At 49.2% G+C, this 24,289-nt stretch carries 25 protein-coding genes and 1 tRNA gene; 12 read left to right on the top strand and 14 right to left on the bottom strand.

Features of this window, described 5'->3' with window-relative positions:
* Nucleotides 1-11: 11 nt before the first annotated feature.
* Nucleotides 12-473 (top strand): urease accessory protein UreE, encoded by a 462-nt coding sequence (gene ureE, locus H6G50_RS22275; RefSeq protein WP_190721482.1) that lies wholly within the window; start codon nt 12-14, stop codon nt 471-473.
* Here the strand turns inward: ureE and H6G50_RS22270 are convergent.
* The 3 genes from H6G50_RS22270 to hetZ form a co-directional block, all read right to left on the bottom strand.
* Nucleotides 436-2,781, bottom strand: a complete 2,346-nt coding sequence (locus tag H6G50_RS22270; RefSeq protein WP_190721481.1) for a transglutaminaseTgpA domain-containing protein — start codon at nt 2,779-2,781, stop codon at nt 436-438. The genes ureE and H6G50_RS22270 overlap by 38 nt on opposite strands.
* 214 nt (nt 2,782-2,995) lie before the next feature.
* Nucleotides 2,996-4,138, bottom strand: coding sequence for a hypothetical protein (locus tag H6G50_RS22265; protein ID WP_190721478.1), 1,143 nt, complete (start codon nt 4,136-4,138; stop codon nt 2,996-2,998).
* A 16-nt stretch (nt 4,139-4,154) separates the two neighbouring features.
* Nucleotides 4,155-5,273, bottom strand: coding sequence for a heterocyst differentiation protein HetZ (hetZ, locus tag H6G50_RS22260; protein WP_190721476.1), 1,119 nt, complete (start codon nt 5,271-5,273; stop codon nt 4,155-4,157).
* Between the two features lie 197 nt (nt 5,274-5,470).
* Between hetZ and H6G50_RS22255 the strand changes: the two genes are divergently transcribed.
* A complete protein-coding gene (locus H6G50_RS22255; protein ID WP_190721469.1) occupies nt 5,471-5,944 on the top strand; it encodes a hypothetical protein in 474 nt (157 codons plus the stop codon).
* A 155-nt stretch (nt 5,945-6,099) separates the two neighbouring features.
* Here the strand turns inward: H6G50_RS22255 and nblB are convergent, their stop codons facing one another.
* The 3 genes from nblB to H6G50_RS22240 all read right to left on the bottom strand — a co-directional run bounded on the left by nblB (nt 6,100) and on the right by H6G50_RS22240 (nt 8,021).
* Entirely contained in the window at nt 6,100-6,759 is a 660-nt protein-coding gene (nblB, locus tag H6G50_RS22250) for a phycobilisome degradation protein NblB (protein ID WP_190721467.1), read from the bottom strand.
* Between the two features lie 95 nt (nt 6,760-6,854).
* Nucleotides 6,855-7,313, bottom strand: coding sequence for a CBS domain-containing protein (locus tag H6G50_RS22245; RefSeq protein WP_190721465.1), 459 nt, complete (start codon nt 7,311-7,313; stop codon nt 6,855-6,857).
* A 135-nt stretch (nt 7,314-7,448) separates the two neighbouring features.
* Nucleotides 7,449-8,021, bottom strand: a complete 573-nt coding sequence (locus tag H6G50_RS22240; RefSeq protein WP_190721463.1) for a metal-binding protein — start codon at nt 8,019-8,021, stop codon at nt 7,449-7,451.
* 53 nt (nt 8,022-8,074) lie between these two features.
* Between H6G50_RS22240 and H6G50_RS22235 the strand changes: the two genes are divergently transcribed.
* Nucleotides 8,075-8,147 (top strand) — tRNA-Val (locus tag H6G50_RS22235).
* A 414-nt stretch (nt 8,148-8,561) separates the two neighbouring features.
* Here the strand turns inward: H6G50_RS22235 and H6G50_RS22230 are convergent.
* From H6G50_RS22230 to H6G50_RS22215, 4 genes are all read right to left on the bottom strand, one after another.
* Nucleotides 8,562-8,984 (bottom strand): DUF4332 domain-containing protein, encoded by a 423-nt coding sequence (locus H6G50_RS22230; RefSeq protein WP_199303357.1) that lies wholly within the window; start codon nt 8,982-8,984, stop codon nt 8,562-8,564.
* Nucleotides 8,985-9,196: 212 nt separating this feature from the next.
* Nucleotides 9,197-9,526 (bottom strand): hypothetical protein, encoded by a 330-nt coding sequence (locus tag H6G50_RS22225; RefSeq protein WP_190721461.1) that lies wholly within the window; start codon nt 9,524-9,526, stop codon nt 9,197-9,199.
* Between the two features lie 149 nt (nt 9,527-9,675).
* On the bottom strand, nt 9,676-10,299 hold the full coding sequence (locus tag H6G50_RS24305; RefSeq protein ID WP_242032945.1) for a hypothetical protein: 624 nt from the start codon (nt 10,297-10,299) through the stop codon (nt 9,676-9,678).
* The gene (locus tag H6G50_RS22215) at nt 10,238-11,329 is read right to left on the bottom strand and encodes a glycosyl transferase (protein ID WP_190721459.1); all 1,092 of its coding nucleotides are present in this window, start codon (nt 11,327-11,329) and stop codon (nt 10,238-10,240) included. Before H6G50_RS22215 ends, H6G50_RS24305 begins: the two co-directional genes overlap by 62 nt.
* A gap of 208 nt (nt 11,330-11,537) precedes the next feature.
* Between H6G50_RS22215 and H6G50_RS22210 the strand changes: the two genes are divergently transcribed.
* Nucleotides 11,538-13,121: an NB-ARC domain-containing protein gene (locus H6G50_RS22210; RefSeq protein ID WP_190721457.1), complete on the top strand. Its 1,584-nt coding sequence runs from the start codon at nt 11,538-11,540 to the stop codon at nt 13,119-13,121.
* A gap of 88 nt (nt 13,122-13,209) precedes the next feature.
* On the opposite strand, the gene H6G50_RS22205 is transcribed toward H6G50_RS22210, so the two are convergent.
* Nucleotides 13,210-13,404 (bottom strand): hypothetical protein, encoded by a 195-nt coding sequence (locus tag H6G50_RS22205; RefSeq protein ID WP_190721455.1) that lies wholly within the window; start codon nt 13,402-13,404, stop codon nt 13,210-13,212.
* A gap of 289 nt (nt 13,405-13,693) precedes the next feature.
* Here H6G50_RS22205 and H6G50_RS22200 point away from each other — a divergent pair, with 289 nt between their 5' ends.
* From H6G50_RS22200 to H6G50_RS22175, 6 genes are all read left to right on the top strand, one after another.
* Nucleotides 13,694-14,215 carry a methanogen output domain 1-containing protein gene (locus H6G50_RS22200; protein WP_190721454.1) on the top strand — a complete coding sequence of 174 codons (522 nt, stop codon included), beginning with the start codon at nt 13,694-13,696 and terminating at the stop codon, nt 14,213-14,215.
* Between the two features lie 17 nt (nt 14,216-14,232).
* Nucleotides 14,233-15,627, top strand: coding sequence for an ATP-binding protein (locus H6G50_RS22195; RefSeq protein ID WP_190721452.1), 1,395 nt, complete (start codon nt 14,233-14,235; stop codon nt 15,625-15,627).
* Between the two features lie 79 nt (nt 15,628-15,706).
* Nucleotides 15,707-16,993: an ATP-binding cassette domain-containing protein gene (locus H6G50_RS22190; protein ID WP_190721450.1), complete on the top strand. Its 1,287-nt coding sequence runs from the start codon at nt 15,707-15,709 to the stop codon at nt 16,991-16,993.
* Between the two features lie 342 nt (nt 16,994-17,335).
* Complete coding sequence (lepB, locus tag H6G50_RS22185) at nt 17,336-17,896, top strand: signal peptidase I (RefSeq protein ID WP_190721448.1); 561 nt, start codon at nt 17,336-17,338, stop codon at nt 17,894-17,896.
* Nucleotides 17,897-17,905: 9 nt separating this feature from the next.
* Nucleotides 17,906-19,792, top strand: a complete 1,887-nt coding sequence (locus H6G50_RS22180; RefSeq protein WP_199303356.1) for an alpha/beta hydrolase — start codon at nt 17,906-17,908, stop codon at nt 19,790-19,792.
* Between the two features lie 130 nt (nt 19,793-19,922).
* The gene (locus tag H6G50_RS22175; RefSeq protein WP_190721446.1) at nt 19,923-20,399 is read left to right on the top strand and encodes an AAC(3)-I family aminoglycoside N-acetyltransferase; all 477 of its coding nucleotides are present in this window, start codon (nt 19,923-19,925) and stop codon (nt 20,397-20,399) included.
* Between the two features lie 69 nt (nt 20,400-20,468).
* On the opposite strand, the gene H6G50_RS22170 is transcribed toward H6G50_RS22175, so the two are convergent.
* Nucleotides 20,469-20,729 (bottom strand): hypothetical protein, encoded by a 261-nt coding sequence (locus H6G50_RS22170; RefSeq protein WP_190721444.1) that lies wholly within the window; start codon nt 20,727-20,729, stop codon nt 20,469-20,471.
* A 78-nt stretch (nt 20,730-20,807) separates the two neighbouring features.
* Here H6G50_RS22170 and H6G50_RS22165 point away from each other — a divergent pair, with 78 nt between their 5' ends.
* Complete coding sequence (locus H6G50_RS22165) at nt 20,808-20,957, top strand: hypothetical protein (protein WP_190721442.1); 150 nt, start codon at nt 20,808-20,810, stop codon at nt 20,955-20,957.
* Nucleotides 20,958-20,973: 16 nt separating this feature from the next.
* Here H6G50_RS22165 and rfbB read toward each other — a convergent pair whose 3' ends face one another.
* Nucleotides 20,974-22,014 (bottom strand): dTDP-glucose 4,6-dehydratase, encoded by a 1,041-nt coding sequence (rfbB, locus tag H6G50_RS22160; RefSeq protein ID WP_242032944.1) that lies wholly within the window; start codon nt 22,012-22,014, stop codon nt 20,974-20,976.
* Between the two features lie 208 nt (nt 22,015-22,222).
* A complete protein-coding gene (locus H6G50_RS22155; RefSeq protein ID WP_190721440.1) occupies nt 22,223-22,858 on the bottom strand; it encodes a hypothetical protein in 636 nt (211 codons plus the stop codon).
* 186 nt (nt 22,859-23,044) lie between these two features.
* Here H6G50_RS22155 and H6G50_RS22150 point away from each other — a divergent pair, with 186 nt between their 5' ends.
* Nucleotides 23,045-24,109 carry a pentapeptide repeat-containing protein gene (locus tag H6G50_RS22150; RefSeq protein ID WP_190721438.1) on the top strand — a complete coding sequence of 355 codons (1,065 nt, stop codon included), beginning with the start codon at nt 23,045-23,047 and terminating at the stop codon, nt 24,107-24,109.
* The last annotated feature ends 180 nt before the right edge of the window (nt 24,110-24,289 follow it).

Raw genomic sequence — 24,289 nt, 5'->3', positions numbered from 1 at the left:
TGGTTTCTCGAATGTTGGCATTTACCGAACGTCTATCTTCCCCTCGCCCTGACGACGCGATCGCAAAGCGCTCGAGGAACGAGATCGCGCGTTCCCTGGCACTAACGGCGGAAGAACGCACTCGCACTCGCTACCGCTTTAATACTCCAGAAGGCGAGTCTATTGTCTTGTGTCTGCCTCGGGGAACGGTTTTGCGAGATCGGGATGTGTTGCGATCGCCCGCCGGAGATTTGCTGCAAATCCTCGCAAAACCGGAACCCGTTCTCACGGTGACGGCAGACGATCCCCTAACTTTACTCCGCGCCGCCTATCATCTCGGCAACCGTCACGTCCCCCTCGAAGTTACTGCCACCTATCTACGTCTTTCGCCCGATCCGGTGCTAGAAGCGATGTTAGTTCAATTGGGAGTACGCGCGATCGCGGAAGTTGCGCCGTTTAATCCGGAGTCGGGCGCGTATCGCCATTCTCATTAACGCTTAAGCGCCGCAAACTGCGGTTTAAAGCGCGCAATTGCTGGCTTAAGTAAGCCGTATTTTGAGTTTCTTTCCCGTAGCACCAGCGCACGTAAGCTTGAGAAATTTCGTTGACAATCGCAGCCGTTTCTGGGGAATCGACGCGAGCGCTACGAGCATATTCCAAGGGCGTTTGGGCGGGATGCTTCGCAGCACCGCGCAGAGCCAGACTATCGAGCATTTGTTGGTAAATACGCTCCATTGCGGGCATTTTTGACAATTTGCGGCGATAGCGCCAGCTTTTCCAATTATTCCAAATAATCCAACCGAGGAAACCCAAACAAGCAAGCAGGATTAAGCCGAGAATGAAGCCGAACCAGCCGCCGGAGACTAATCGCCAGAAGGCAAACAAGAGAACCGCGATCGCGCCGCTCGCTTTCTGCCACACTAGATTAAGAAAGCTCGTAACCGGCGAGGGCAGCCATCCGGCAATCCAATTCCAAAATTGCCGCAATACCCCAAAAGTTTCGTATTCCTCAAACGACGGCGGAATTAGCGAGTGTCCCGGCATCGGATCGAAGGCGAACCAACCGTATTTCGGGAAAAAGACCTCCGTCACGGCATACGCATCCGTATTTTTAACTAAGTAAAATCCGGTAAAAGGATTGAACTGACCCGTCCCGTAGCCCGTCGCCACGCGCGCGGGAATATCGAGAGAACGCAGCATAACCGCGAGAACGGTGGCGAAGTGGTCGGGATTGCCGCCTTGATAGCGAAATAGAAAGCTTTCAACCAGATCGTCCTTTTCTCCTAACGGCGGCAGGTTGGGGAACATCTGGTAATTCTGTTTGAGGGATTGAGCCAACCACAAAGTTTTTTCGTAAGGTGACGCGATCGGCTTCGGAGAACGACTCAGTAATTCTTCTGATTTTTGGCGAACTTTTGCGCGAATTGCTGGGGGAACGTCCAGATAAAAGTTGCGAATATTTTTCGGGTAATCTGTCGGTGCTTTTCCGAGGGCGGTGCGATCGCGGTAAGGAACCTCAGAAATGACCGTATAAGACAGATCCTCCGCTAAAGTCGCGGGCGCGCGGATACCGCCTTCGGGATCGACCGCGATTTCTGGAGTCGGGAAGTAGATATTTTTAGGCTGGGATAGCGCCGGAACGAGGTTGGGAAGCGGCTCAACTACGGTATAAGTTTGAATAACCTGTCGGGTTTCGCCTTGTCCGTAGGGTGGAGATAAGAAAAATTGATACGACCAAGAGGAGCGATTGATGTTCGTTAACTTGTCATCGCGAGAAATCTCCCAACCCCTGCCGGTGTAGCGATCGAATCCTAACACGCGCCAAAATCCCGGCGCTTGCGATCGCACCCGCAGCACGGTTTTCGGTTTCAGCCCGCCGCCCGCGCCAAAACCTTGATCGATTTGGCTGCGAAATCCATAGTAAATATCGCCTTCGCCATTCTCGCCCGCTTCGGTTCCGCCGCCGCCGTTCTGGGTATCATTCTGTCCGGAACCCGCGCGCACGCCGGGATTGTAAATGCCGCGATTGTTGTCGTTAAATCGCGCATTTTCGAGTTCCGCCGCACCGCTGACGGGGAAGGTATATTGCTGATAGCCCGGAAAGCGGGGCATCAGGGCAAAAATCGTCAATCCCAACGGCAGGATCGCCAGCAATAAGAGGGCGAGTTGTTTGAGGGAAACGGCGGGATATTTCCGAGTGGAAGCCGTTGAGAGAGGCTGTTTTTGTTTTTTGAGAGAAAATTGAGGGAAGCGATCGACAAATCCAAGGCGCGATCGGTAATCAAGAACTAAAACCGGCAGCGCAACGGCGAGAAATACCAGCAATAGCGGTCCAAAAGCCAGCGTTTCGCTGACTGTCGCCGCCACCCCCAACAGAATCAGTGCAATCACCATCGAATAGCCCAAATCCTTACGTCGGGGCAGATCGAAGCTATGGAAAATTTGCAACTGAATCAACAGTTCGGCAAGCACCAAGCGCGTATCGTTCAAATTCTCGAACAACTTAATGAAGAAGGCCGCCAAAGCAATCAGCATTCCAATCGCGATAAAAAACTTAGCCGCGATATTGCGCTTGCGGCGATTCCGCCAACTCCAAACGCCTCCAACCAGACTCAACGGAATAGCCCAGAGACTCATCCACGTACCGCCCGCCACATCGGTGGCGACAATACCAACCGCCACCAGCAGTTGCACCATTGCCCGCAGCACGATTGACTCTTCGGTTTCTAAGGGCGGAAGCGATGCGAGACGTTGCTGTAATTGTTCGTACCAGCGTCGGGGAAGCAGTCGCGAGCTTTGCATGGCAGTATCGAGTTTAAAACCTCAGTTATTCCCTTCTTACCCAGTTTTGGGGGTTGGTGAAGCAACTTCTTCATGTTAGCCGAGTTTACTAACAAGGAAGGGTTCGCCCTTAACGATGGGGAATGACTGGGTTAGTCACTCGGCGAGGGCGTTAGCTTTAACGTCTCGCGCCTTGCATATTCAAGTTTCTTTAACTTCCCGTATCAGGAGGTCGTTAGCGACAAATAATCGTAAAGGAGAGAGGTTGACGCTCGCATCCGGTTAAATGAATGGTCGCCGGATAGATTTGTCCCGGCTGCCAATCGAATAACTCTACTCTCAGCGGTCCGGGATAAGTGCGATCGGCACGAGCCGATTCTTGAGGGGTTTCCACCGCCAAACTTCCGCCCTTGGGCAACCGGACACCGATCCGGAGGACTTTCGTCCCGGTCGAACGGTTGTTGTCAGCAAAATCCGCACGCACCTGCAACAAGCCAAAATCCGTTTGCCATTGCAATTCTGCGATCGGTTCTTGGGGCGAGAGTGTTAGCGTCAGCTTGTCCATAATTTCCCGCGCAGCGAGTAGCGAGAGGGCGATCTGTTGCTCGTGGGTGGCACTGTCGTAGTCCCGGGGTAGCGATGCTGCTAACTCCTGCCGCTGACGTTCCTGTTCTAATGCAGGCAGGCGACTGGGGGCTAACGATAAGCGAATGCGCCCTGCCATATCGTCGAGTAAAGGCAAGCGATCGGGGAATAGCCGACTCACCGCCTTAACCGTCTTCGCTTCCGACGGTCCAAACGTATTGAGAACCTCGGTACAAGACTCGAACAAAAGGCTGAGAACTCGTTCCGGGAGTTCCACCGGCAACAGATTTAACAATTGCGGCATCCAGAACTGACGGGCGGGAACCGTTCGCTCGGTGGTGTCGTCAGTGTACTGAGGTAGGGTATCGGGAACGTCCATTTCCCAGGGGAATCGGGGGGGATGTCGTTCGATTTCAACTTGCAGCCTGCGCTTCAGCAGCGCTTGAAAACGTTTGCGCACGGTCGGTATTTCTCCCATGTTCAGAGGTTGAGCGCGTTGGGCAGATCCACCAAACTGAGAGGCGATTTCTTCATCTTCTGCCCAATCCAAGGGATCTTCGAGAGCGTAAAGAAATTCGTCATCGACTTCAATCGGTTCTAAGTAGGTCGTTTCTAGCATTGCATCTAATCGATCTTGCGAGCCGTCTCGCTGTTCCGGTCGCGGTGAAAAGCCCGAAGTTTGGGGCTTTTCCGATGGCTCGGAGTCAGACGGATCGGCAGTGGATTTTTGTTTCAGCCAATCTAGGATTTGGCGGTACGCAAAATCCGAATTGTCTTCTCTGTCACTATTCATGTTGAAATGCACCCGATCAGGATACTGAGCGATTGCGAATATCCCAGGCTGTCTCGAGGAGTTTAAACCAAAGCTTTTCGGTCTGCGGAACCGTTAGAGACAAAGCCCGGGCGATTTCGGCAATCTCAATTTTTTGTTGCTTCAACTTTAACAGTTGACGTTGGGGGTCGCTTAATTGTTGGTTAAACTGCTGCCATTCTTGGGGGGTGAGGCCGAGGTTGCGATCGAGATCGGCCTCTAACCACTGATGGACCAGTTCCCAACGATGGGACAGGGAGAAGCGAATGAGGTGATATTTAAAGCGCTGTTGTAGGTAGTCTCGCTCGCGCGGCGTGATGCCGAGAATTTCTTCGATTTCGCTGGTGGAGAGGTCTTTTAGGCGCAGGATGAAGTAGTCGAGGCATTCTTCTTGTTGGCGAGCTTTGAGGTAGTCGATGAGTTCGGCGATGACGGTTTCTCGGATTCCCGCGTCGGGAAGGAGTCCTTCTTGTTCGACCATAAAGGAACGCGCGATCGCGGCGGCCCGATTGCGCCCTTCGGTTTCTGAGTCCCCAGAACTCCCTTCGGCGGCCATATCCATATCGATGGAGGTTTCCGGCGGTTGCTTCTGGGAGAAGGTTTGCGCTCGCAATATAATCAGTTGTTGGGCGCGACTGCCGGGAAGGGGAATGCGGCGCTTGGCGTAGCGCTCGCAGAAGGCCATGTATTCGGCAAGTTCTAGGCGCGATCGCGGTTGATAGCTTGGTTCGAGTTCGGCTTCCCGACGGAACGCATTCAACGCCTCCGCATAGAAACCCTGCAAAAAGTCTTCAATCAGCGTCACTCGCGCCTGATAGCTGGCTGCTTCTTGCGACGGACAGATATAGCGATAGACGATCGCGCTTAAGGTACTTTGCAATTCAATTCGCCCCCGCGCCGAGCCGAGTTTGTAGTAACGCAAGCATAATTTGAGGCGGTGGTTGGCGAGGGTTTTCGCCCAGCCCTCCATTTCGCCAGAAGCCTGAATGCGCGAACTTTCTTGACAAATGCGGGTTACTTCTCGGGTAATGCGGCGAGTAACGTTTTGGCAGATTTGCTCTGAAGCTCGCGTAGATTGCCGCAGTTGCTTCAAAACCAGGTTAAAAATAAATTCCACGTTCTCAGCACTTATTTATCTTGCTTTTTGGCTTCGATCCCGCAGGGATCTGAGTGATTAGCGGCGAGCAACAGCTGCCGAATTGCTTCTCCCCCTACAGCAACTCATCAGAACCGTTATCTACACCTTAAAATATGTCCGTAATTCACTAATCGCCATCAGTAAGATTACGGTTTCCCCCTAATAAAAACTTAGATATGAACTTAGACGATCAAGTCCAACTTTTACTGAATAATGCCCCCGAAGACGAAAATGTCCGAAACGCAATGGCTCGGGCTGTCGGTCCCGTCCTTAAGAGTTTAGCCTCTCGAATGCAGCATCTGAATTATTTTGTTATTCGGGGAACCGAGAGCGGCTTCCTGATTACTACTCTGTCGAATCGCACTTTGCCTCAAGTTGAAAAAAGAGCGATCTATGCTTTCTCCAGCGAAAAAGACGCTCGCGCCTTTCCCAGCAGTTCTCATCGGGACTGTACGGTAGAATCGCTCCCTGTTACTCATATTTTATTTCAAATACTTGCTCTCGAGAGCGTGGATAGCATTATCTTTTTGGAAACGAGCGGCCAGAGCGATCGCGGCGTTGAAATTCGTCGTCGCGATCTCCAACAGTTGGTACAGCAACAATTACAAAAGTTTCAGCGAGCGCGCAATATCCCTCCCGATTTGGCTTGAAATGTCAGGGGGAGATTGCAGCGATCGCTTACCCATAACCCCAAAAAATAGGGGCGAAGGAGCATTCGCCCTCAAATTTTAGCATCCCTATTTTTGGTATTTTGTCAAGCCTCGCCTTACGAATGATTCAGTCCAGTGCGAGGAGTGGACTGTTTCTAGAGGAGGGCTTGGACGAGTTGGGCGACGGCGGGTTCGGGATCTTTTTGCAATTCTTCGAGGGCAGAACGAGTTTCCGGACGATCGAAGTGAATCAGCGCTTGAGCGAGACGATAGCGAATTTGCCAATCTTCATCCTGAGTGTAAGCCAGAAGAAGGGGAATCGCGCGTTCGTCTTTCAACTCGCCTAAAGAACCGATCGCGGCTGTTTTAATGGCATCAATGTCGGATTGCAAGGCTTCTTGCAATAAGTCAAAGGCGCGCGCGTCGCCCATTTCACCGAGGGCAGCTACAATGCTCATTTTGACCAGCCAGCCGGTGCTGTCGTCCATTTCGCGATACAGTGCGACGAGATCGTCGAAGAGATCGGTGAGTTTGAGGGCTGAGATCGCATCGGCGGCAGCAGCGCGCACGTCTAATTCTTTATCGGTTAGCAGGCGATCGCGCAACAGTTCTCTCGTCCGTTGCAAATCGCATTGACCGAGAGTGTCCATTTGGCTAACGGCAGAATAACGCACCCGCGCGTTAGAATCGACAATTAACGGCTGAATCATTTCGTAAGCGACGGCCGGATCGAGATCGCGCAGCTTATTGACACCGCTGAGGCGATCGCCGTAATCGTCGGAATCGAGAAGTTCTTTAACAGAATCAGGAGTCATAGGAGTTTACTAAAAACTTGGAGATGCGAAAGCCTTGACGCGCTCGCACAAAGCATAAACGCGCATTATAGCAATCGGGTTTTGACAAAACTTAACTAATCTTCAACCATCGAGCGCAGGATATCGCGTTGAGTAACAATCCCCGTCGGGCGGTCATTTTCATCAACGACAATCAAGCGACGAATTTTTTTATCGTGCAGAATTTTAGCCGCTTCTGGCAAAGAGCAATTGGGCGAAACCGTAACCGGATTTTCGGTCATCACTTCGCCGACGGTTTGTCCTAAAGCCTTATGCAACTCTTTCTCGTACTGGGTTGGATTTTTGAGATAGATCACACTATCGAGGAACATCACGTAGGGGGGCGTTTCTGCACCCGATTCTTGCCACATTAAATCGGCTTCAGAAAGTACGCCAACCGCTTTGCCGGTTTCATCGACAACGGGCAAGCCGCTAATATCGCGTTCGACAAGCAATTTGATGGCCTCCCGCAACGGCGTTTGCGGTTGCACCGTAATCGGGTTGGGAGTCATCAGATCGGCGACAGTTTTAGACATTGCTGAGGATTGAGAGGGGTTCGATAGAGTCCTTGACTCATTTTGACATACTCCTCGCGCCTTTACGCGCGGGGATCGCTGTCCGAGTTTTTGGTAAGTCTTGCAGGAACCGAGTCGGCTAACGCGATCGGATATTTACCGTTTGCGGGGACGGGTTTTGCGCCGCCTTTTCGATTTGTTGGCGGGGAACAGACCTTTGAGTCCCTGTCTGCGGAAGCGTTTGGAGGTAGTGCTGAGGGTATCCGCGATCGCGTGACTCATTGCACCTAACTCCAATCCGACGAAGGCTGCGATCGCGTGCCAGCGATAGTCCGACAGCCAAACCAGACTCGCCTCCCCAAAAGCGCGCCAATTCCAAGCAAACCCCCAAAATAACTGGGCTAAGGCCACGCCCACAAATCCCGCAAAAGCCAGAAAACTGCCTAAATAAAGCAGACGAAACACCGTCCCCACGATTAAACCGTGGGACAATCCAGAGCGATGGCCGACGTATTTTTGATACGGCAGCCATAACCCGCGCAATGCTCCCCAGCGCTTAAACTGTACTGAGTGAATATCTAAATCCGGGCCGAACATCAAGCCGCTAAAGAGGAACATCGCGGCAACCAGAAGCGTTAACTCGCCGTTGCGAGTCAGGGCGAAGGAACCGCCGACAATCCAAGGTAAAGCCCAAAGGGTAATGCGATCGTGAGTGCGACCGGAAGGCATGAAAAAAAATTGTTAGGCGCGCGCGTTTTATGTTAACTTAGTCTAATAGTACCGGGCGATTAGCTCAGCGGTAGTAGCGCTTGCCTTACAAGCAAGATGTCACTGGTTCAAATCCAGTATCGCCCATCCCCAGAAAACCTCTGAAAACTCCTACAGGCAAGCTTTTTAACATTTCTTTGAAGCTAGCCTTAAAATTGTTCTTTCTCCCCTCGCATTTTCCCCCTTTAGTAAGGCTACTGTGTACACACATCTCGATCGCGGAACCGTTTCGGAACATTCCGATGTCTCAAGAGCCGATGGCTCGTTTCTCTTTCTCAATAAGCTTGAGTTGTTAAGAATCAACTCTGAATTGTGAAAGCCTTGCCTAGCAAGGCTTATACAGATTGGGGGTCTCAATTGTCTACTTGTGTGTACACAGTAGCTTTAGTAAGGGGGGTTAGGGGGGATCGGGAGAGGGGCTGGGGGTGAGGGAAATCAAGACTGTTGGATAATGCACCTCAGACGTTACCCATGTTATTGAAAGCCCAGACAAAAATTAATTTAAAAGGGAACTCGCATCGCAACGCGCGCTTCTTCTACCCAACGCCGCGTCACATCGACAGGCGGACATAAATCGTTTCGCTGCAAAGTAGCGACTTCCAAACGCAACACTTGGCGGTGCAAGCGGTGTACGGGAGTTTGGGCTAACTGCGAAACCGAAGCAATGCCGGAATGCAGCAAAACGCCGCAATACTGGCAGCCAACACTAGGCAAGCGGGCTAAATCGGCTAAAGCTGCCCATTTTTTGAGGTATTGGGGGTGAAGGTGGAGTTGGGCAGCGAGATCGGATTGCGATCGCGTCGTGTTCGATCGCGACAACAACTGCTTTGTCGTTTCGATCCCGCAAGCTTTCAGTTGTTCGATCTGTTCTTGACTCAATCCTGGTAAATCTGCGATCGCCCAATGGCAAGCTTGCATATTCATATTTCCTCCTCGGAAAAATGGTTAAAACCAAAGTTATAAGACTGCAATTGTTTGACAAACCCTTAATCTGCTGTCTGAAGTGCAATCCCTACTGAAGAACGGCAATAACTTCCGCAGCATCATTTCAGCGAACTACCCCGCCCGAATCGGGGATGGGCAGTTCCAGCAATCTTTTGATAAAAGCGGGTCATTAAGGGCCGAGTCGTGCGGGGTTATTCCGCGAGATCCCCTCCATCTTCTAACCGAGGTTCGCTTTCCGCCGCCTCTAACTCAGAAGCCACCGAAACCTCTTCCGTCGGTTCTTCTTCCTCTTCCCGCCAAGGCGAATCGTAATGATTCCAAGGCAAAATCGGCGTGTCGGGGAGTTTATTCGTCAGGACGGCAATCTGCTCTGGATCGGGTTCGGGCAGCACGAATTCTCTTTCCTCCGGAACGCGCGCTTCCGAGCGACTCTGGGCGGGATCGGTGGAATCTTCTGGCGATTCCTGCGATAACTCCACGGTAGAATCGCTCGGTATAGGGGTAGAGATAGGATTTATCATCGATCGTTGGCGGGTTAAGCGAACAAATTTCCTCGGATTTAGAGAGATAACCATAAATGGAACAAACCTTCAACTCGTCCTCGAAAAAAGGGGAAACGAGCGATCCGCATCGCGGATCCCCTCGGGCGCGCGCTCCCTTTCAGCATAGTTCAAAAAGACAGATATGTCTTAAAGTCGGGTAACAAGTAGGCAAAGATGACTTGTAGCATAATGACAAGGGCTACCGTCCAAGTGACGTAGGCGGAATAGGTGAGGGATTGAGACACATCATCGAGGCGCTGCTTGTTAATTTGGTAAGTTTGGACGAGATTGACCATCATTTTTAGATGATATTCCTCCGGCGTTAGCGTTAAATAATGCTCTAAAAACTTGCGATCGCCTAAATTGGGACTCACAGCCACTTGACGGGGCAAAAAAGCATTAATCAGCAGCGAAAAATTAATTAAAAAACCGACAATTTCGCCCAAACTAAACCAACTTTGGGCAAACATCAGCCGCGACAGCGTTAAGCTCGTCAAGAGCGCGCCATTCACCACAAACAAAATATTAAGTTTTGTGGTGAGGTTGTGACTTTCTTGACGCTGCTGCTCGAGAACGGAGCGCACATCCGCCGCAGCGAGGGCAAGCGTCGGGCAAACTTCCTGCTTTTTGGTTTCTTCGGCTTTGCTCTGTATTGGCGGTTCGGCGATCGCTTGAAAGGGTTGAACGGCGTTAGTTTCGGGAAGAATTGCGGCAATAGTCGATGAGAGCGCGAGCGATTGAATCTGTTCCATCGGTGGGTAGAGGGGTGGTTTGGCGGGGGGGAGAGAGAGGAACGTGCAAGAATTCCCAAGCCCCTCGGAAAAATTCGTCAGCACTTAGGATTTGATGGCGGGCGTAATTTTGTAGCCCCTCGAGCAAGATGGGCGATTCGGCAAACCCTTCGCGCGTTAGCGAAACGATGGAGGCGTTGAGGCGCAGCGCTTCGGAAAACGTGCTATATCCGGGTTTGGAAACAATCCGCCCGCACAAGGGCATAAAATCGACGGGGCGGTAAGCGCGATCGCAGACTTTAATTAAATTCGGCAAATCTGGCGCGCGATCGTCAAACGTGATAAATTGCCAGTCCGAAAAGTCCTTAATATTATTGTAAGGAATTTCTTGCAATCCTAACCCACCAAAGGTTAATAAAACTATTTTTTCTGACGGTGCGTGGAGGCGAAAGGTTGCGCGCAGTTCGGATTCGTCGAAGTGGGGCGTTCCGCCCGTCAATCCCATGTCGGTGATGTGGGGAAAGGCGCTCATCGGTTCGTGGAGCGGCAAGCGGAACAGGCGATCGCATTGACGGTAACATTCAGAAATCCAATCGGCAATTTCGTTAAATTCTCCGCCCCAATCGCGGTAGATAAAATCCCAACCAAAATTACTCATCATCCAGCAAGGAACGCCTGCTGCTTTAGCAATTGGAGCGGCAAGAAAAGGAACATCAGCAAACACTAAGTTTATTTTGTTAGTCCGAATATAATCGGCTTCTGCGGCAATAATTGAATGCTGCCTAGTGCGAATTTCTCGGAGTTTATCTAACGTTGCTTGTTTGTCCATATTGATGCTATCGGATTGAATGACACCAACATCAAAAGCACGCGCGCGTTGAATAAAATCGCCGGGAATATAAGATTCGAGCAACCAACGCGGGGCTTGCGTGACTAAAACGAGTAGAATTTCTGGGTCGAGTTCTTGAATTCTTGCGGCGACGGAAGCAGCGCGAACGGCGTGACCGAAACCGTGGGCGGTAACGGCTAAGTAAAGAGAAGGGTTTGTCATGAGGAGAAATGTTGAATTGTTCGGGTCTAATTGTAAGGAGCAAAAGGTCGATAAATGCCGAGCAATGATATTCAATCCCCTGGCGACCGTCGTGGGGTAATAATTGCGAACTACGAATTATCAATTACGAATTATGTTGACTTAGTTTAGTCTTAGGGCGGTTGATTGTGCAAGAATCGTTAAAGGAGATATTGCGATTGGGGAAAGCATGGCCGATACGTTGAAAGCTTGTAAGGAAGGGCTAGAAATTGTCGATCGCGCCCGACGCAGGAAGGGTTGGACGAAAACCCGCACTCCAGCTTGGTGGGATAGCGCTTACACGACGCAAGCGACGCTGAAACGCTTTTGGCGCGGGATTGCAATTCAGCGAGAGAACTTTATTGCTATTTGTCAAGCGGTGGGCGTATCGGATTGGGATGCGATCGCAACTTCGCTTCCGTCTGAAGACATCAAAGATTTAGCCTCGCCGAAATCTCCCCTTTCCCCTCGTATCGACTGGGGAGAAGCGCCAGATTTACCTTATTTTTACGGGCGCGATTTAGAATTGCAAAAGCTGGAACGCTGGATAATTGGCGATCGCTGCAAGTTAATTACCCTGCTAGGATTGGGCGGAATTGGCAAAACTTCTCTAGCGGTAACGGCGGTGGAACGCTTCGGAGAACGGTTTGAAGGCGTTTTTTGGCGTTCTTTGCTCGGAACTCCACCGACTTTAGCTATTTTTGAGGAACTGATTCAATTTGTTTCCCAAGGGCGAGAACGTCTGGCAACCGACAATCTGCAACAAGCGATAACGCAGGTTATTGCGCTCTTACAGCGCCATCGCTTCCTAATCGTGTTGGATGAAGTCGAAGCGATTCTTCCCGCTCGGAGTGGCGAAATTCCGGCGGGATGCGAGGGGTATGGGGACTTTTTGAAGCGTGCGGGAAGCGATCGCCATCAGAGTTGTTTGTTGCTAACCAGTCGCGAAAAACCGGGCGAAGTGGTCGCGTATGAGGGGCAAATGCTGCCGATTCGCTCGTTGCAGTTGAGCGGGTTGAAGTCGGAGGATGCGATCGATCTGTTGGCGACGAAAGGGCTTTCGGCAACTGAAAATGAATTGAAGATGTTGAGCCATTTTTATGGGGGAAATCCTTTAGCTTTAAAGACGATTTCGACAACCATTCAAGAATTATTTAATGGCAATATTGCTAAGTTTTTGCATCAAAATACTTTGGTGTTAGGCGATCGCTTGCGGGGACTGCTCGCGCAACATCTCGATCGCCTCTCGAAAGCCGAGACAACGATCTTATTTTGGCTCGCTCTCGATCCAGAACCGCTCTCTTTGGAGCAATTGAGCGAATACCTTGTCTTTCCCCTGTCGCGATCGCAGATTTTAGAAATTCTTGCAGCCTTGGAGCGGCGATCCTTAATCGATAAAATAACCCATGAGGGCGAAATTGCTTTTACACTGCAACCGCTGGTGATGAAGTACGCGATCGAAAAGTTTGTTGAAGGTAGCGTAGCAGAGCTTCAAAGCGCGATCGCCGAGCGAACCTTAGAACCGCTCGAATTGCTCGATAGTCATACTCCCATTCTGCATCGAACTGAGCGCGCTCCTAAAATTCCGCCTTCGCGTGTTTTCTCGAGACTGATTGAAGGCTTGCAAGCCAAATTAGGCTGCGGTAAAAGCAAGCTTAAAGAACAACTTTCCCCGTTGATCCTTTTGTTAGACGGGCGCTCTCCCGCAGCCGTCGGTTATCTAAAAGTGAATTTAAAGGCAATTTTTCAGGCATTAGATGATGCCATTGCTTAGGCGCAACTGTCGTGCTATTCTCCTAAATTTGTTATCAATTTTGTGAAATTACTCGTTAATGAGAATAATTAGCGATCGCGATCGGCATTCAAGGCAGCCTATCATCGGCTAGCGAAGCTTCAGCCCATGATGCAGCGCGTGCAGGAGGTTCGAGCGGACGAGCGAGCAATTTTTTCTCTCTAAATAGATAAAATAAACGATGGCTCAGATCGACCAGAACCCCGATAATTCGAGCGTGGCACAACTCCACAAATTTACTGGGCAGCAGCAAGCACTCTTTCATACACATTCGAGTGAAACTGAGGCTAATCTAAAAGCAATTTGACAACGCGCGAACGATCCTCGCGTCAAAAATAAGTATATTTTCTTAGATCGTTTACAATTGGTTTTGTGACGACTATAATTCTAATTAGGATGTGTAATGATTAAATTTAGATATTGCTATACCCTGCAAAGATCCGATCGGATCGACTTGAGTCATGGAACGCTAGTCACTTATAGCTCCATAACTAAGTAGCCATGTCTTAGTCTAATCATTATTAAGTTGCGCGGACTAAAAGGTAGGGAAAATAATGAGTGAATCCTCTTTAGAAGCTTTAGAAATCCCCTTAGAACGAGACATATTTTTACGAACCTTAATTCGCGAGCTTTCGGGGACGCTACAAGAAACAGTTGGGGTAGAAGAAGCCTCTGGTTTTATTAGCATTGTCGGTCAAAGAATCGGCGGTCAAATCAATACAGAATATCGCGACGCACTGAAAGTTAAAACTCTTTCAGTTCAGCAAGTTGCTGAAGCCCTCGTCGATCTCAAGCGTCGGATTAAAGGGGATTTTTATATTATTGAAGCTGACGAAGATAAAATCATTTTGGGCAATCGCGCCTGTCCTTTTGGCGAAAAAGTTTCAGAGCGGCCTTCAATGTGCATGATGACTTCCAATGTTTTTGGTCTGATTGCAGCCGAAAATTTAGGATATGCTAAAGTTGAACTACAAGAAACCATTGCTTTAGGTTATGCAGGTTGCCGCGTCGTCGTGTACTTGAAATTGAATGACGAAACCGAGGATATTGTCGGCAGAGAATACTTTAAAACATAAGTAGCTGTTAAGGAGCAATGACAATTGCTGGATTTTCTCAATTATTCCGTGCTTTTAAAGAACCCTTCCTATTGCTTACGAATCGAGGAGAGATCCAAGCAGCAAATCAAGCAATTACAACAGTTTTCAACTGTAAACGCAAACAGATCATTGGCAAGAACTTACTCGACTTTGTGCGAGAAACGCCTGAAGAAGTGCTTGCTTACTTAAAATTGTGTTCTCAGAGCAGTAGTTTTACGATCGGTTCTCTGACTTTTTTAAGATCGGACGGAAAAGAAGTTGCTTACCGTGTTGAAGGTGCAGTCGTTCAGCCACAAACCGAAAATAGTCCTGCCCTTAATTTGCTTCGATTTCAAAGCAAAGAGGTTGCAATTAATGATTTTACCGTACTCAATCAACAAATCGAACAATTAGGCGAAGAACTCGGTAAAGAATTGCAGCGGCGCAAACAAGCTGAGTCAGAGCTTCAGCGCAATAACGAACAGTTAAGAAAAGCCCTCACCGATCTCAAACTAGCTCAAATCAAGTTAATTCAAACAGAGAAAATGTCCGGTCTCGGACAATTAGTTGCCGGAATCGCGCATGAAATCAATAATCCGGTCAACTTTATCGAAGGGAATCTTTCTTATCTTAGTAATTATTTAAAAGATCTAATAGAGTTAATAAAACTTTATCAAGCAGAATTTCCTGATGCTAGTCTGACGATTAAAAATTATCTCGAAGCAATTGAATTAAATTATTTGATTGAAGATTCAAATAAAATTATCAGATCGATGGAGTTGGGATCTCAGCGACTTTCAAATATTGTTCGTTCGTTGCGGACATTTTCAAGACTGGATGAAGCGAAACTGAAAGAAGTTAATATTCATGAAGGAATAGAGAGTACGCTTTCAATTATCCAGTACCGACTGAAAAAGGAAGGCACTAAACGCGGCATTAAACTTATCAAGAAATACGGCGATATCCCGTTAATTGAATGCTATCCGAGTCATCTGAATCAAGTCTTTTTTAACTTGCTCAATAATGCGATTGATGCCTTGCTCGATGTCAAGCTAGAAGAAACCTTGAATGGAAGCGCTTGCACGGTGAGATGTATTTGGATTCACACCGAGCGAGAAGCATCCGATCGCGTTAAGATTCGCATTCGCGATAACGGTACGGGAATCAAAAAAACTATTCTCCCTCAAATTTTCAATCCTTTCTTTACGACCAAACCTATCGGTCAAGGAACGGGATTAGGTTTAGCAATCAGCTATCAAATCGCAACCCAGATGCACCAAGGAAGTTTGAGTTGTAATTCCATTGAAGGAGAAGGAACAGAATTTGTCTTGGAAATTCCGATTTTTCAATCTCCAGTTATCCCGCTTACCAATTCCGCCCTGTTTTCCCCCGCGACTCAGGAAGATCTGTAGTCAATCCCAAAGCGATTGAGGAACGAGATCGCCCTAAAGATATAATGGATGGACACTCTCCCCCGTCACCTCAACAATTGTGGCTAAGGTCGTTCTCGATAAAATCTACAAAAGCTATCCCGCTCGCCGAGGAGAAGCCCCCTCCAGTACCGCAGATGGTTCTAAGAGTCAAGCGAATTCAACGAGCGTTTTGCGCTCCATCAACTTAACGATAGAAGATGGAGAATTCATGGTGTTAGTGGGGCCGTCGGGATGCGGTAAAAGTACGCTGCTGCGATCGATCGCGGGATTGGAAGAACTCACCGGCGGTAATATTTACGTTGGCGATCGCCTTGTCAACGCCCTCCCGCCCAAAGAACGCAATATTGCAATGGTGTTCCAAAGTTACGCCCTCTACCCCCATTTAACGGTGTACGATAACATCGCCTTCGGGTTGCGGCGGATGTACGGCGAAGAAAATGTCGCCAATGAAGAGATCTCCGCCGATGCGAAAGAACGCGCGATCGCGTGGGGCAAGAAACTGTGGGACGATGTTAAACAGGGCGCGCTGAGAAGTCTGCGAGTCGCCACGGACAAAGAAACCGCGATCGCGCAACAAGTCCGCAGCGTCGCCAAACTCCTGCAAATCGAACCCCTGCTGCGGCGCTACCCCAAGCAACTCTCCGGCGGGCAAAAACAGCGCGTCGCATTAGGACGCGCGATCGCGCGCAACCCCCAAGTCTTCTTAATGGACGAACCCCTCTCCAACCTCGATGCCAAACTGCGCGCCGAAACCCGCAGCCAAATCGTCCAACTGCAACGCCAACTCGGCACCACAACCATCTACGTCACCCACGATCAAACCGAAGCCATGACAATGGGCGATCGCATCGCCGTCATGAACCAAGGCGAAATTCAACAAGTCGCCAAACCCCTCGAACTCTACAACCGCCCCGCCAACCGCTTCGTCGCCGAATTCATCGGTTCGCCGCCGATGAACTTCCTCCCCGTCCAAGTCAAAGCACCGCTTCTTCTCGTCCATCCCCAATTCCGCCTCACCGTCCCCGCCCTCTGGTTCGACTATTTAGAACCTTACGACGGACGTTCTCTCCTACTCGGACTGCGCCCCGAACACCTCGCCCTCAGTCCCGCCGCCCCCAAAAATATCTGTGCAATTGTCGATCGCATCGAAGCCCTCGGAAACGATACCTACGTCGCCGCCCACCTCGTCGAAGATCGCACCTGTCCGCTACAAGTCCGCCTTCCTCCCGATGCAGAGGTCAAAATGGGCGAAACCATTTGGTTTTCAGTAAATTTAGATAAAATTCACCTTTTCGAGCCTCAAAGCGGTCAAGCAATCTGGCAGCGAACGGCGATTAATGGATAATGGATAATGGATAATGGATAACGGATCGGGATATTAAACTCAAACTATCTCATCTAGATATCCCACAAATCTTTCTCTTTGTCCCCGTCACCCCGTCACCCCGTCCCCTCGTCACCCCGTCCCCCCGTCCCCCCGTCCCCCGTCCCCTCGTCACCCCGTCCCCCCGTCACCCCCTCACCCCCTCACCCCTAACTTAGGTCATTCAACCGAATTTTATATGAGGGGTGAGTAATGACTGATGACTGGTAAAGGGGAATGGGTAGACGCAATAATAACCAAGCAACTTGTTCGCAAAATTGTTAGTCTAAGAAAACAAAAGAATCCCAAAAGTTTAGAGCGCGTATGGAAAAAGAACCGCAGCCCCAAAATGGTTGGATTGAAGCCGTTAAAACCGTTGGCTTGAGTCTCTTCCTCGCTTTTGGCATCCGCACCTTCATTGCCGAAGCGCGTTACATCCCTTCAGAATCAATGTTGCCCACCCTCGAAATCAACGATCGCTTGATTGTCGAGAAAATTAGCTATCACTTCACCAAACCAACTCGCGGCGATATCGTCGTTTTTCATCCTCCCAACGAAGCGATTATTTGCAGCCCCAACCAGCCCCTCCCCATCAAAGATGCCTATATCAAGCGCGTAATCGGACTTCCGGGCGAAAGTGTCGAAGTTAAAGATGGTAAAGTTCTCGTCAATGGCAAAACCCTCAACGAAAACTACATCAAAGACGCACCGAATTACCCCCTTCCATCCGTCACCGTTCCCCAAGGTTCTTACCTCGTCCTCGGCGACAATCGCAATCAAAGCTGCGATTCTCACGTTTGGGGCTTTGTCCCAGAAGGGAATATTATCGGTAAAGCAGTGGTAAGATTTTGGCCCCTGAACCGTTTGGAGGGGAATCTGCATTAGGAATTAAAAATGCAACATTCTAAATTCACAATGCCGACCTGGAAAATATCAACCCAAAGGGCGACAGGGAGGCGGCAAAGGCTATTAGGTCGTCTGTTTGCTGTGGCGTTAGCACTCCCAGTTTGTAGCGCGGGGGCGGTTATTGCCGCAGAACGAGTAACGCTGCGCGTCGGACCCCTTCAACAAACCGTAGAAGTTGAAGATTTAGAATATTACGCAGAAACGGGAGAATTGCGATCGTCCTTGCAATTTTATCGCCCCTTGCTCTCGCCGCAAGTTCGAGAACTGCTCGGACAGCGCTTGCAAGTCGATCCGAGCGTTGCCGATACGTTTCTCAATCAATTGCTAGCTAAACCGGACGGAAAAAAACTGCTCGAACAACTGCGGCGTGCTTTACCCGATAGTAGTATCGAACAGTTGCGAGCGGCGCTTTATTTGACGCTGAGACAGGCAAATGGTTTGAGCGTGCTGAGTTTCTTGCGCGCCTATCCCCAGGAGAATTTGACGGTTGATGCGTCTGCGGCGGTGGGGATTATCCTACAACTGAATGCTTCTAACTTACAAAGTCAGATGCTTTCGCCGATGTTGGAACGCGAATTAAGCGTGACGCGATCGCGCAGTTTGCAGCCTTTGCCCGATTTTGACCCCAGAAGCGATGGAACGCAGCAAGTGCAGCAGCGATCGCTGGTATTTTACGATCGCGATCGCAAGCGAGAAATTCCTGTCGATCTCTACTACGCTTCTGAAACGCGCGGCCCCCTAATCGTCTTTTCCCACGGGTTCGCCGCCGATCGCAACTTTCTCAACTACCTCGCTTACCACCTCGCCTCCTACGGCTTCACCGTCGCCACCCTCGACCATCCCGGCAGCAATATTCGCAATATTGCCGAAATTTCTTTCAATCTTAATAATCCGAGCGACCTCCTCGCTGGCTCGGAATTCGTCGATCGCCCCAAAGATATTAGTTTCCTCCTCGACGCACTCGAACGCCTCAACACCGATGGCGGCGAACTCGGCGGCAAATTAAACGCCCGAGAAACCGTCGTCATCGGTCATTCCCTCGGCGGTTACACGGCTTTAGCCCTCGCCGGGGCAGAATTGAACACTGACGAATTGCGCGACTTCTGCCAAAACTTATCTCCCCTGGGGCGTTCTCCCGCCGATTGGCTGCAATGCGCCGCCGTCAAACTGCCAGAACGAAATTTGCGGTTGCGAGATTCGAGGGTTGTGCGGATTATTGCCCTCAATCCCGCGATCGGCAAGCTTTTTGGCAGTAAAGGATTGGAGAAGGTGGAAGTGCCGACGCTGATTTTAAGCAGCAGCGAAGATGCAATTACGCCGCCCATCGACCACCAATTGCGCCCGTTCGATCGCCTGCCCGGGGAAAAATATTTAATTGCCGCGATCGGAGCAACTCACATGAGCGTTACCGATATTGGCAATCAGAATAGCATGGTCGGGCAAAGCACCCTCGTGCGGGAAGTGATGGGACCGGAATCCGAACCCGTCCGACAACTGATTCGCGGCGTTGCATTAGCCTTTGTCAGCCAACTCACCCCCGAAGCCGATCGCTATCGCCCCTTCCTCACTTCCGACTACGTGCAATCTCTCTCTACTACTAAATTACCCCTGCGCTTGACGACTAAATTGCCCTCAACCCTCGATCCTTGGCTGCAAGTGCTGGCAAACGGACAACGGCATATTGCATCGGAAAAGTCAAGCAATAAAACTCAGAAAATAGCAAGTCTTCACAGAGCCTCGTTTGGCAGTTTAGCGAGCTTTGATAACCTGCCTCGCTGTTTCTTTAGCAGTCGCTCGCTAATTCCTTCCCTACAACCTTGTAAAGGGCAGTTGCACTATATTTTTACCAGTGTATTGAGCAATTATCCGGCTTAGCTAATTCGTAATTCGTAATTCGTAATTCGTAATTTCAGTGGCTACGGCTATATTAGAAAAAACTCCCGAAGAGGAATCGCTGAAACCTGCTCTGGGTCTGGGTTACTTCGCAAAGTGACAGAAGAGGATTATGTTGACTAACATCGCAATTCACCGGCTGACATCCAAAGATCTGGCGCTAATGGAATCAATGATGACGCTATTCGGTCGGGTATTTAATGAGATTGAAACCTATACATCGAATCGCCCGAGTCAAGCTTATTTCGAGCGCCTGCTTGAGAGCGATTACTTTATTGCCCTTGTAGCTTTAAAGAATAACTCGGTAGTCGGTGGGATTGCCGCCTACGAACTGAAGAAGTTCGAGCAAGAACGCAGTGAAATTTACATTTACGATCTAGCCGTCGCAGAAGAACATCGGCGCGAGGGGATTGCCACAGCGTTGATTCAAGAGCTAAGAAAAATTGCAGCCGCGCGGGGAGCTTATGTTATCTTCGTGCAGGCAGATTTAGGGGACGATCCCGCGATCGCGCTCTATACAAAATTAGGCGTTCGCGAAGAAGTGTTGCACTTTGACATTGCTGTTACCAACAATGATGGCATTGCATAAAGACGATTAGGTGCGTAAGGCGTACTGTTTGTTAAATGGGGGATATTCGGAGTTTAAACTGCCATTAATTCAACCAATAGGGGGAACAGATTCCAGGAATTTTATCAACGGGCTTAAAAACTTGTTTCCAAAAGCTGCCGCTAGTATTCCACAAGACAAAACGAGTGCCGCTAAGACAACAACATCTAACAAGTTCAACTCCATCGCTGATATCGAGATGTAGGACAATGGAACGAGCAGAAACAGCAGTCCAAATGCAAGACCCAAAAAGAATTGCTTAATCGCATCAGTTGAGGTGCGCTGTTTCTGGCTACTATTCTCAAATTTCATAGCTCTCCTCCTAAAATTTTAAAATGCAATCTTTAGATCTTAACAAGTTTGTCGAGTAAGTATCCGGATCGAGCGAGAATGGTACTCGAAGAACCCCGACCGCGCGATCGCAGCCATCAACCGCGCGATTTTAACGGATGTTTCGGGTGGGCATTGCCGTTTCTGGGATTGAACCTAAAAAAAGGACATAAAGTCGGCACCCACCCGCGTAATGTTGCCCGTGACTGAGTAGTTGACCGGCACTCTAGGAGATTGAACGCCTAGCGAGTAACGGTTCCCACCAATCGCGCCGTTCCAGATACCATTGCACTGTTTTTCGCAATCCTTCTTCAAATGTTACCGAAGGACTCCAACCCAATTCCTGTTGAAGTTTGCTGCTATCAATCGCGTAGCGGCGATCGTGGCCGGGACGATCTTTAACAAACTCAATGAGTTGCTCGGAAGGATGCACGGGCAAATCGGGGGCGAGTTCGTCCATCAACGCACACAATGTTTTGACTAAATCGATATTTTTGACTTGATTATTGCCGCCGATCGCATAAGTTTCGCCGGGATTTCCCCGATTAATTACTGCTTCGATCGCGCGACAATGATCCCAAACATAAAGCCAATCGCGCACGTTTTGACCGTCTCCATAAACGGGTAATGGTTTCCCTTGCAAAATGTTAACGCAGATTAGGGGAATGAGTTTTTCGGGGAAGTGATAGGGGCCGTAATTATTAGAACAATTGGTAATAATAACCGGGAGTTGGTAGGTGTGAAAGTAGGCGCGGGCGAGGTGATCGCTGCCTGCTTTAGAAGCGGAATAAGGACTATTAGGCGCGTAAGGCGTACTTTCGTTAAATGGGGGATCTTCGGGGTTTAAACTGCCGAAAACTTCATCGGTGGAGACGTGGATAAATCGAGCGGTTGGAGAAAGGGTTTTGTAGTGGTTGCGAAAGGCTTCGAGCAGGGTATAAGTGCCGATGAGGTTGGTTTGAATGAAAGCATCGGGGGCTATAATGGAGCGATCGACGTGGGATTCGGCGGCGAAGTGGACGAGGGTATCGATGCGTTCTTCTTGGAGAAGGGTATCGACTAGGGCGCGATCGCAAATATTACCGCGAACAAAGCGAAAGTTCTCGCCTCCCTCTACTTCAGCGAGATTTTGACGGTTTCCGGCGTAGGTAAGCGCATCGAGAACGACGACGCGATCGCTCGGGTGAGTTTTACACCAATGGCGCACGAAGTTAGAACCGATGAATCCCGCACCGCCCGTAATCAGCAGACAATTAATAATGGACAAGGGATAATGGATAATGGACAAGGAATAATTGATAATTGATAATGGACAATGGATAACGATTGAATCCAAAGACTTATTATCAATTGTCAGTGGATAACTGTCAATTACGATTGAATCCAAAGACTTATTATCAATTGTCAGCGTAGAATTGTCAATTACGGTTGAATCCAAAGACCGCCTTCTCAACTGTCAACTAGTCAAAGATTGACTATGACGGACAAGAACAGCTATTAAAGGGACGACAGATGCGATCTTTGCGATCGCCACGGGTTTCGTCGGTGCATTTCCAATCTTCGCTACACACGGCATCGCGTTGGATAAACCCGCGATCGTTCACCGAAACTTCTAAGGTAATCTTACCGCTTTCAAGGACGTTGTTATTCCCTTGTTTAATTTCGTATTCAATTTCATTGGTTCCAGTAATGACTGAGAAATTTCGCTGATTGTGTTCGTAGTCGATTTTAAGGTCGAATCCTTCTGAATAGCGCCCTTCGTCGTACTCGCGATCGGTAAACGGCAGCGTATCGCCCCCGATTCCTCGCGTTGCGTTCCGCAAAAGCGCTCGTAGTCCCGGTGCGGGGGGCGTTGTCGCCGAGACAAATTGCGCGCGGAGTTCTCCCGGAACGTAGGTTACACCCGAGCATTGACCGACATACTGAACGCGATCGAAGCTGGCTCGATTGCTGAGAATGCCGCCGCGATCGCGAACTAAAATTTCTGCCTGCGCGCCGGTTTGGGAAATCGCCGTAAATTGGGGGAAAAACGCGATCGCGATTGAAAATAAGACAGCCAGTAAACCCATGCTCCAAATTTTCTTTTGGGAAATTTTTTTACGCATTACCATAAGTTGTTCGATTTAAAAATCTCCTAAACTACAGACTGACTCTTTTATCAGTAGTTCCGGACAAGCCTTCAAAGGATTTAAATATCGTAACAGTTTGTATCGTTGTCAAAGATTTTCCGTCAAGGTAGAATTCTCTTTGCAACAATAGAGCTAGATGTCTTTCCTCAAAGATTCAAGATACTCGCAATGAATGCTAGTAAGCTTCTGCTTCGTTATGCTGCCGGACATCGGGATTTTAGAGCCGTCAGCTTTCGCGAAGCGAATCTAAGTCGAGCCGATTTACACGAAGCTGATTTCGGCGGAGCGGATTTGCGCCAAGGGAATTTAGCAGGGAGCCAACTCTGGGGTATAAATTTTAGCCGTGCTAACCTCAGTGGTGCCGATCTCAAGCGCGCTAACTTAATTCGAGCTAATCTCCATTTTGCCAACCTTTGGGGGATTAATGCGATCGACAGTGACTTCACTAAGGCAGATTTGCGAGGTGCAGATTTGCGAGGTGCAGATTTAACCCGAGCGAACTTGAAAGGGGCAGATTTACGGGGAGCAAATTTACAAGGCGCAGACCTGACTGAGGTCGATCTCTGTCAGACAGACTTGAGAGGGAGTACGCTGAGTCGAGCCTATTTGTACCGCGCCGATTTGAGCCGAGCTAACCTCTGCAATGCGGATTTCAAGAGTGCCGATCTCAGTGGCGTTTCCCTCACAAAAGTTAGAGCGCTCTCGACAAATTTTGAAGGTGCAATTTTAAGCGGTGTTTGCATCCAAAACTGGTACATTGACTCCAGTACGAATTTAAAGAATGTTATCTGCGACTATATTTATCTAGAAGAAAACCAAAAAGAACGCCGTCCTTCTAATCCTTACGAAACGTTTGCGAGCGGTCAATTTGCGAGTCTTTTTCAAAGATGTAAAGAAACGCTAAACCTCACCTTTCAAGAGCATATTGATTGGTCGGCTTTTATGATTGCTTTCAAGCAACTGCAACAAGATTTTAACGGGCAACTGCACATCCGAACGATGGGTTATAGCGAAGAAAATTTCTTCTTAATCGGCATCGATCTTCCTTTAGAAACTAACAAAATAGAAATCGAGCAATCGTTTCGGAAAAAGTACGAGGAAGCCTTGGTAAACGAGCAAGGCAAAGAGGGCGGAGAGAGGGGAAGTTTTATTCAAGATAGGAGCCATAAAGAGCAAGATCGGGAACTTCTGGAAATTGTCAAGCTCCTCGCTCACTATCGCATTAGTATGTAGGGTCGGGATAATTGATAATTGATAATGGACAATGGACGAATGGCGCTGAAATAAGAGTTCAAAAATCGCCTGTAGAGACGTTGTATACAACGTCTCTACAGATAATTTTGTAGGGTGGGCAGCGCCCACCAGTCTTAAGTAAGTGCCATTCATCCATTGTCCCTTATCAATTATCCAAGA

It is taken from the genome of Oscillatoria sp. FACHB-1406 (assembly GCF_014698145.1).
Lineage (GTDB): Bacteria > Cyanobacteriota > Cyanobacteriia > Cyanobacteriales > Spirulinaceae > FACHB-1406.
This window is presented reverse-complemented; position numbering and strand designations above follow the sequence as displayed.

Coding starts and splice junctions, on each gene's coding strand:
- H6G50_RS22150 (WP_190721438.1), top strand. CDS start 23,045: ATGAATGCTAGTAAGCTTCTGCTTCGTTATGCTGCCGGACATCGGGAT.
- H6G50_RS24305 (WP_242032945.1), bottom strand. CDS start 10,299: ATGGAACAGATTCAATCGCTCGCGCTCTCATCGACTATTGCCGCAATT.
- H6G50_RS22230 (WP_199303357.1), bottom strand. CDS start 8,984: ATGAATATGCAAGCTTGCCATTGGGCGATCGCAGATTTACCAGGATTG.
- H6G50_RS22245 (WP_190721465.1), bottom strand. CDS start 7,313: ATGTCTAAAACTGTCGCCGATCTGATGACTCCCAACCCGATTACGGTG.
- H6G50_RS22175 (WP_190721446.1), top strand. CDS start 19,923: ATGTTGACTAACATCGCAATTCACCGGCTGACATCCAAAGATCTGGCG.
- H6G50_RS22155 (WP_190721440.1), bottom strand. CDS start 22,858: ATGGTAATGCGTAAAAAAATTTCCCAAAAGAAAATTTGGAGCATGGGT.
- H6G50_RS22170 (WP_190721444.1), bottom strand. CDS start 20,729: ATGAAATTTGAGAATAGTAGCCAGAAACAGCGCACCTCAACTGATGCG.
- H6G50_RS22265 (WP_190721478.1), bottom strand. CDS start 4,138: ATGAATAGTGACAGAGAAGACAATTCGGATTTTGCGTACCGCCAAATC.
- H6G50_RS22255 (WP_190721469.1), top strand. CDS start 5,471: ATGAACTTAGACGATCAAGTCCAACTTTTACTGAATAATGCCCCCGAA.
- H6G50_RS22225 (WP_190721461.1), bottom strand. CDS start 9,526: ATGATAAATCCTATCTCTACCCCTATACCGAGCGATTCTACCGTGGAG.
- lepB (WP_190721448.1), top strand. CDS start 17,336: ATGGAAAAAGAACCGCAGCCCCAAAATGGTTGGATTGAAGCCGTTAAA.
- H6G50_RS22215 (WP_190721459.1), bottom strand. CDS start 11,329: ATGACAAACCCTTCTCTTTACTTAGCCGTTACCGCCCACGGTTTCGGT.
- H6G50_RS22200 (WP_190721454.1), top strand. CDS start 13,694: ATGAGTGAATCCTCTTTAGAAGCTTTAGAAATCCCCTTAGAACGAGAC.
- H6G50_RS22165 (WP_190721442.1), top strand. CDS start 20,808: ATGGTACTCGAAGAACCCCGACCGCGCGATCGCAGCCATCAACCGCGC.
- H6G50_RS22270 (WP_190721481.1), bottom strand. CDS start 2,781: ATGCAAAGCTCGCGACTGCTTCCCCGACGCTGGTACGAACAATTACAG.
- ureE (WP_190721482.1), top strand. CDS start 12: ATGTTGGCATTTACCGAACGTCTATCTTCCCCTCGCCCTGACGACGCG.
- H6G50_RS22180 (WP_199303356.1), top strand. CDS start 17,906: ATGCAACATTCTAAATTCACAATGCCGACCTGGAAAATATCAACCCAA.
- H6G50_RS22195 (WP_190721452.1), top strand. CDS start 14,233: ATGACAATTGCTGGATTTTCTCAATTATTCCGTGCTTTTAAAGAACCC.
- H6G50_RS22240 (WP_190721463.1), bottom strand. CDS start 8,021: ATGCCTTCCGGTCGCACTCACGATCGCATTACCCTTTGGGCTTTACCT.
- H6G50_RS22205 (WP_190721455.1), bottom strand. CDS start 13,404: ATGAAAGAGTGCTTGCTGCTGCCCAGTAAATTTGTGGAGTTGTGCCAC.
- H6G50_RS22210 (WP_190721457.1), top strand. CDS start 11,538: ATGGCCGATACGTTGAAAGCTTGTAAGGAAGGGCTAGAAATTGTCGAT.
- nblB (WP_190721467.1), bottom strand. CDS start 6,759: ATGACTCCTGATTCTGTTAAAGAACTTCTCGATTCCGACGATTACGGC.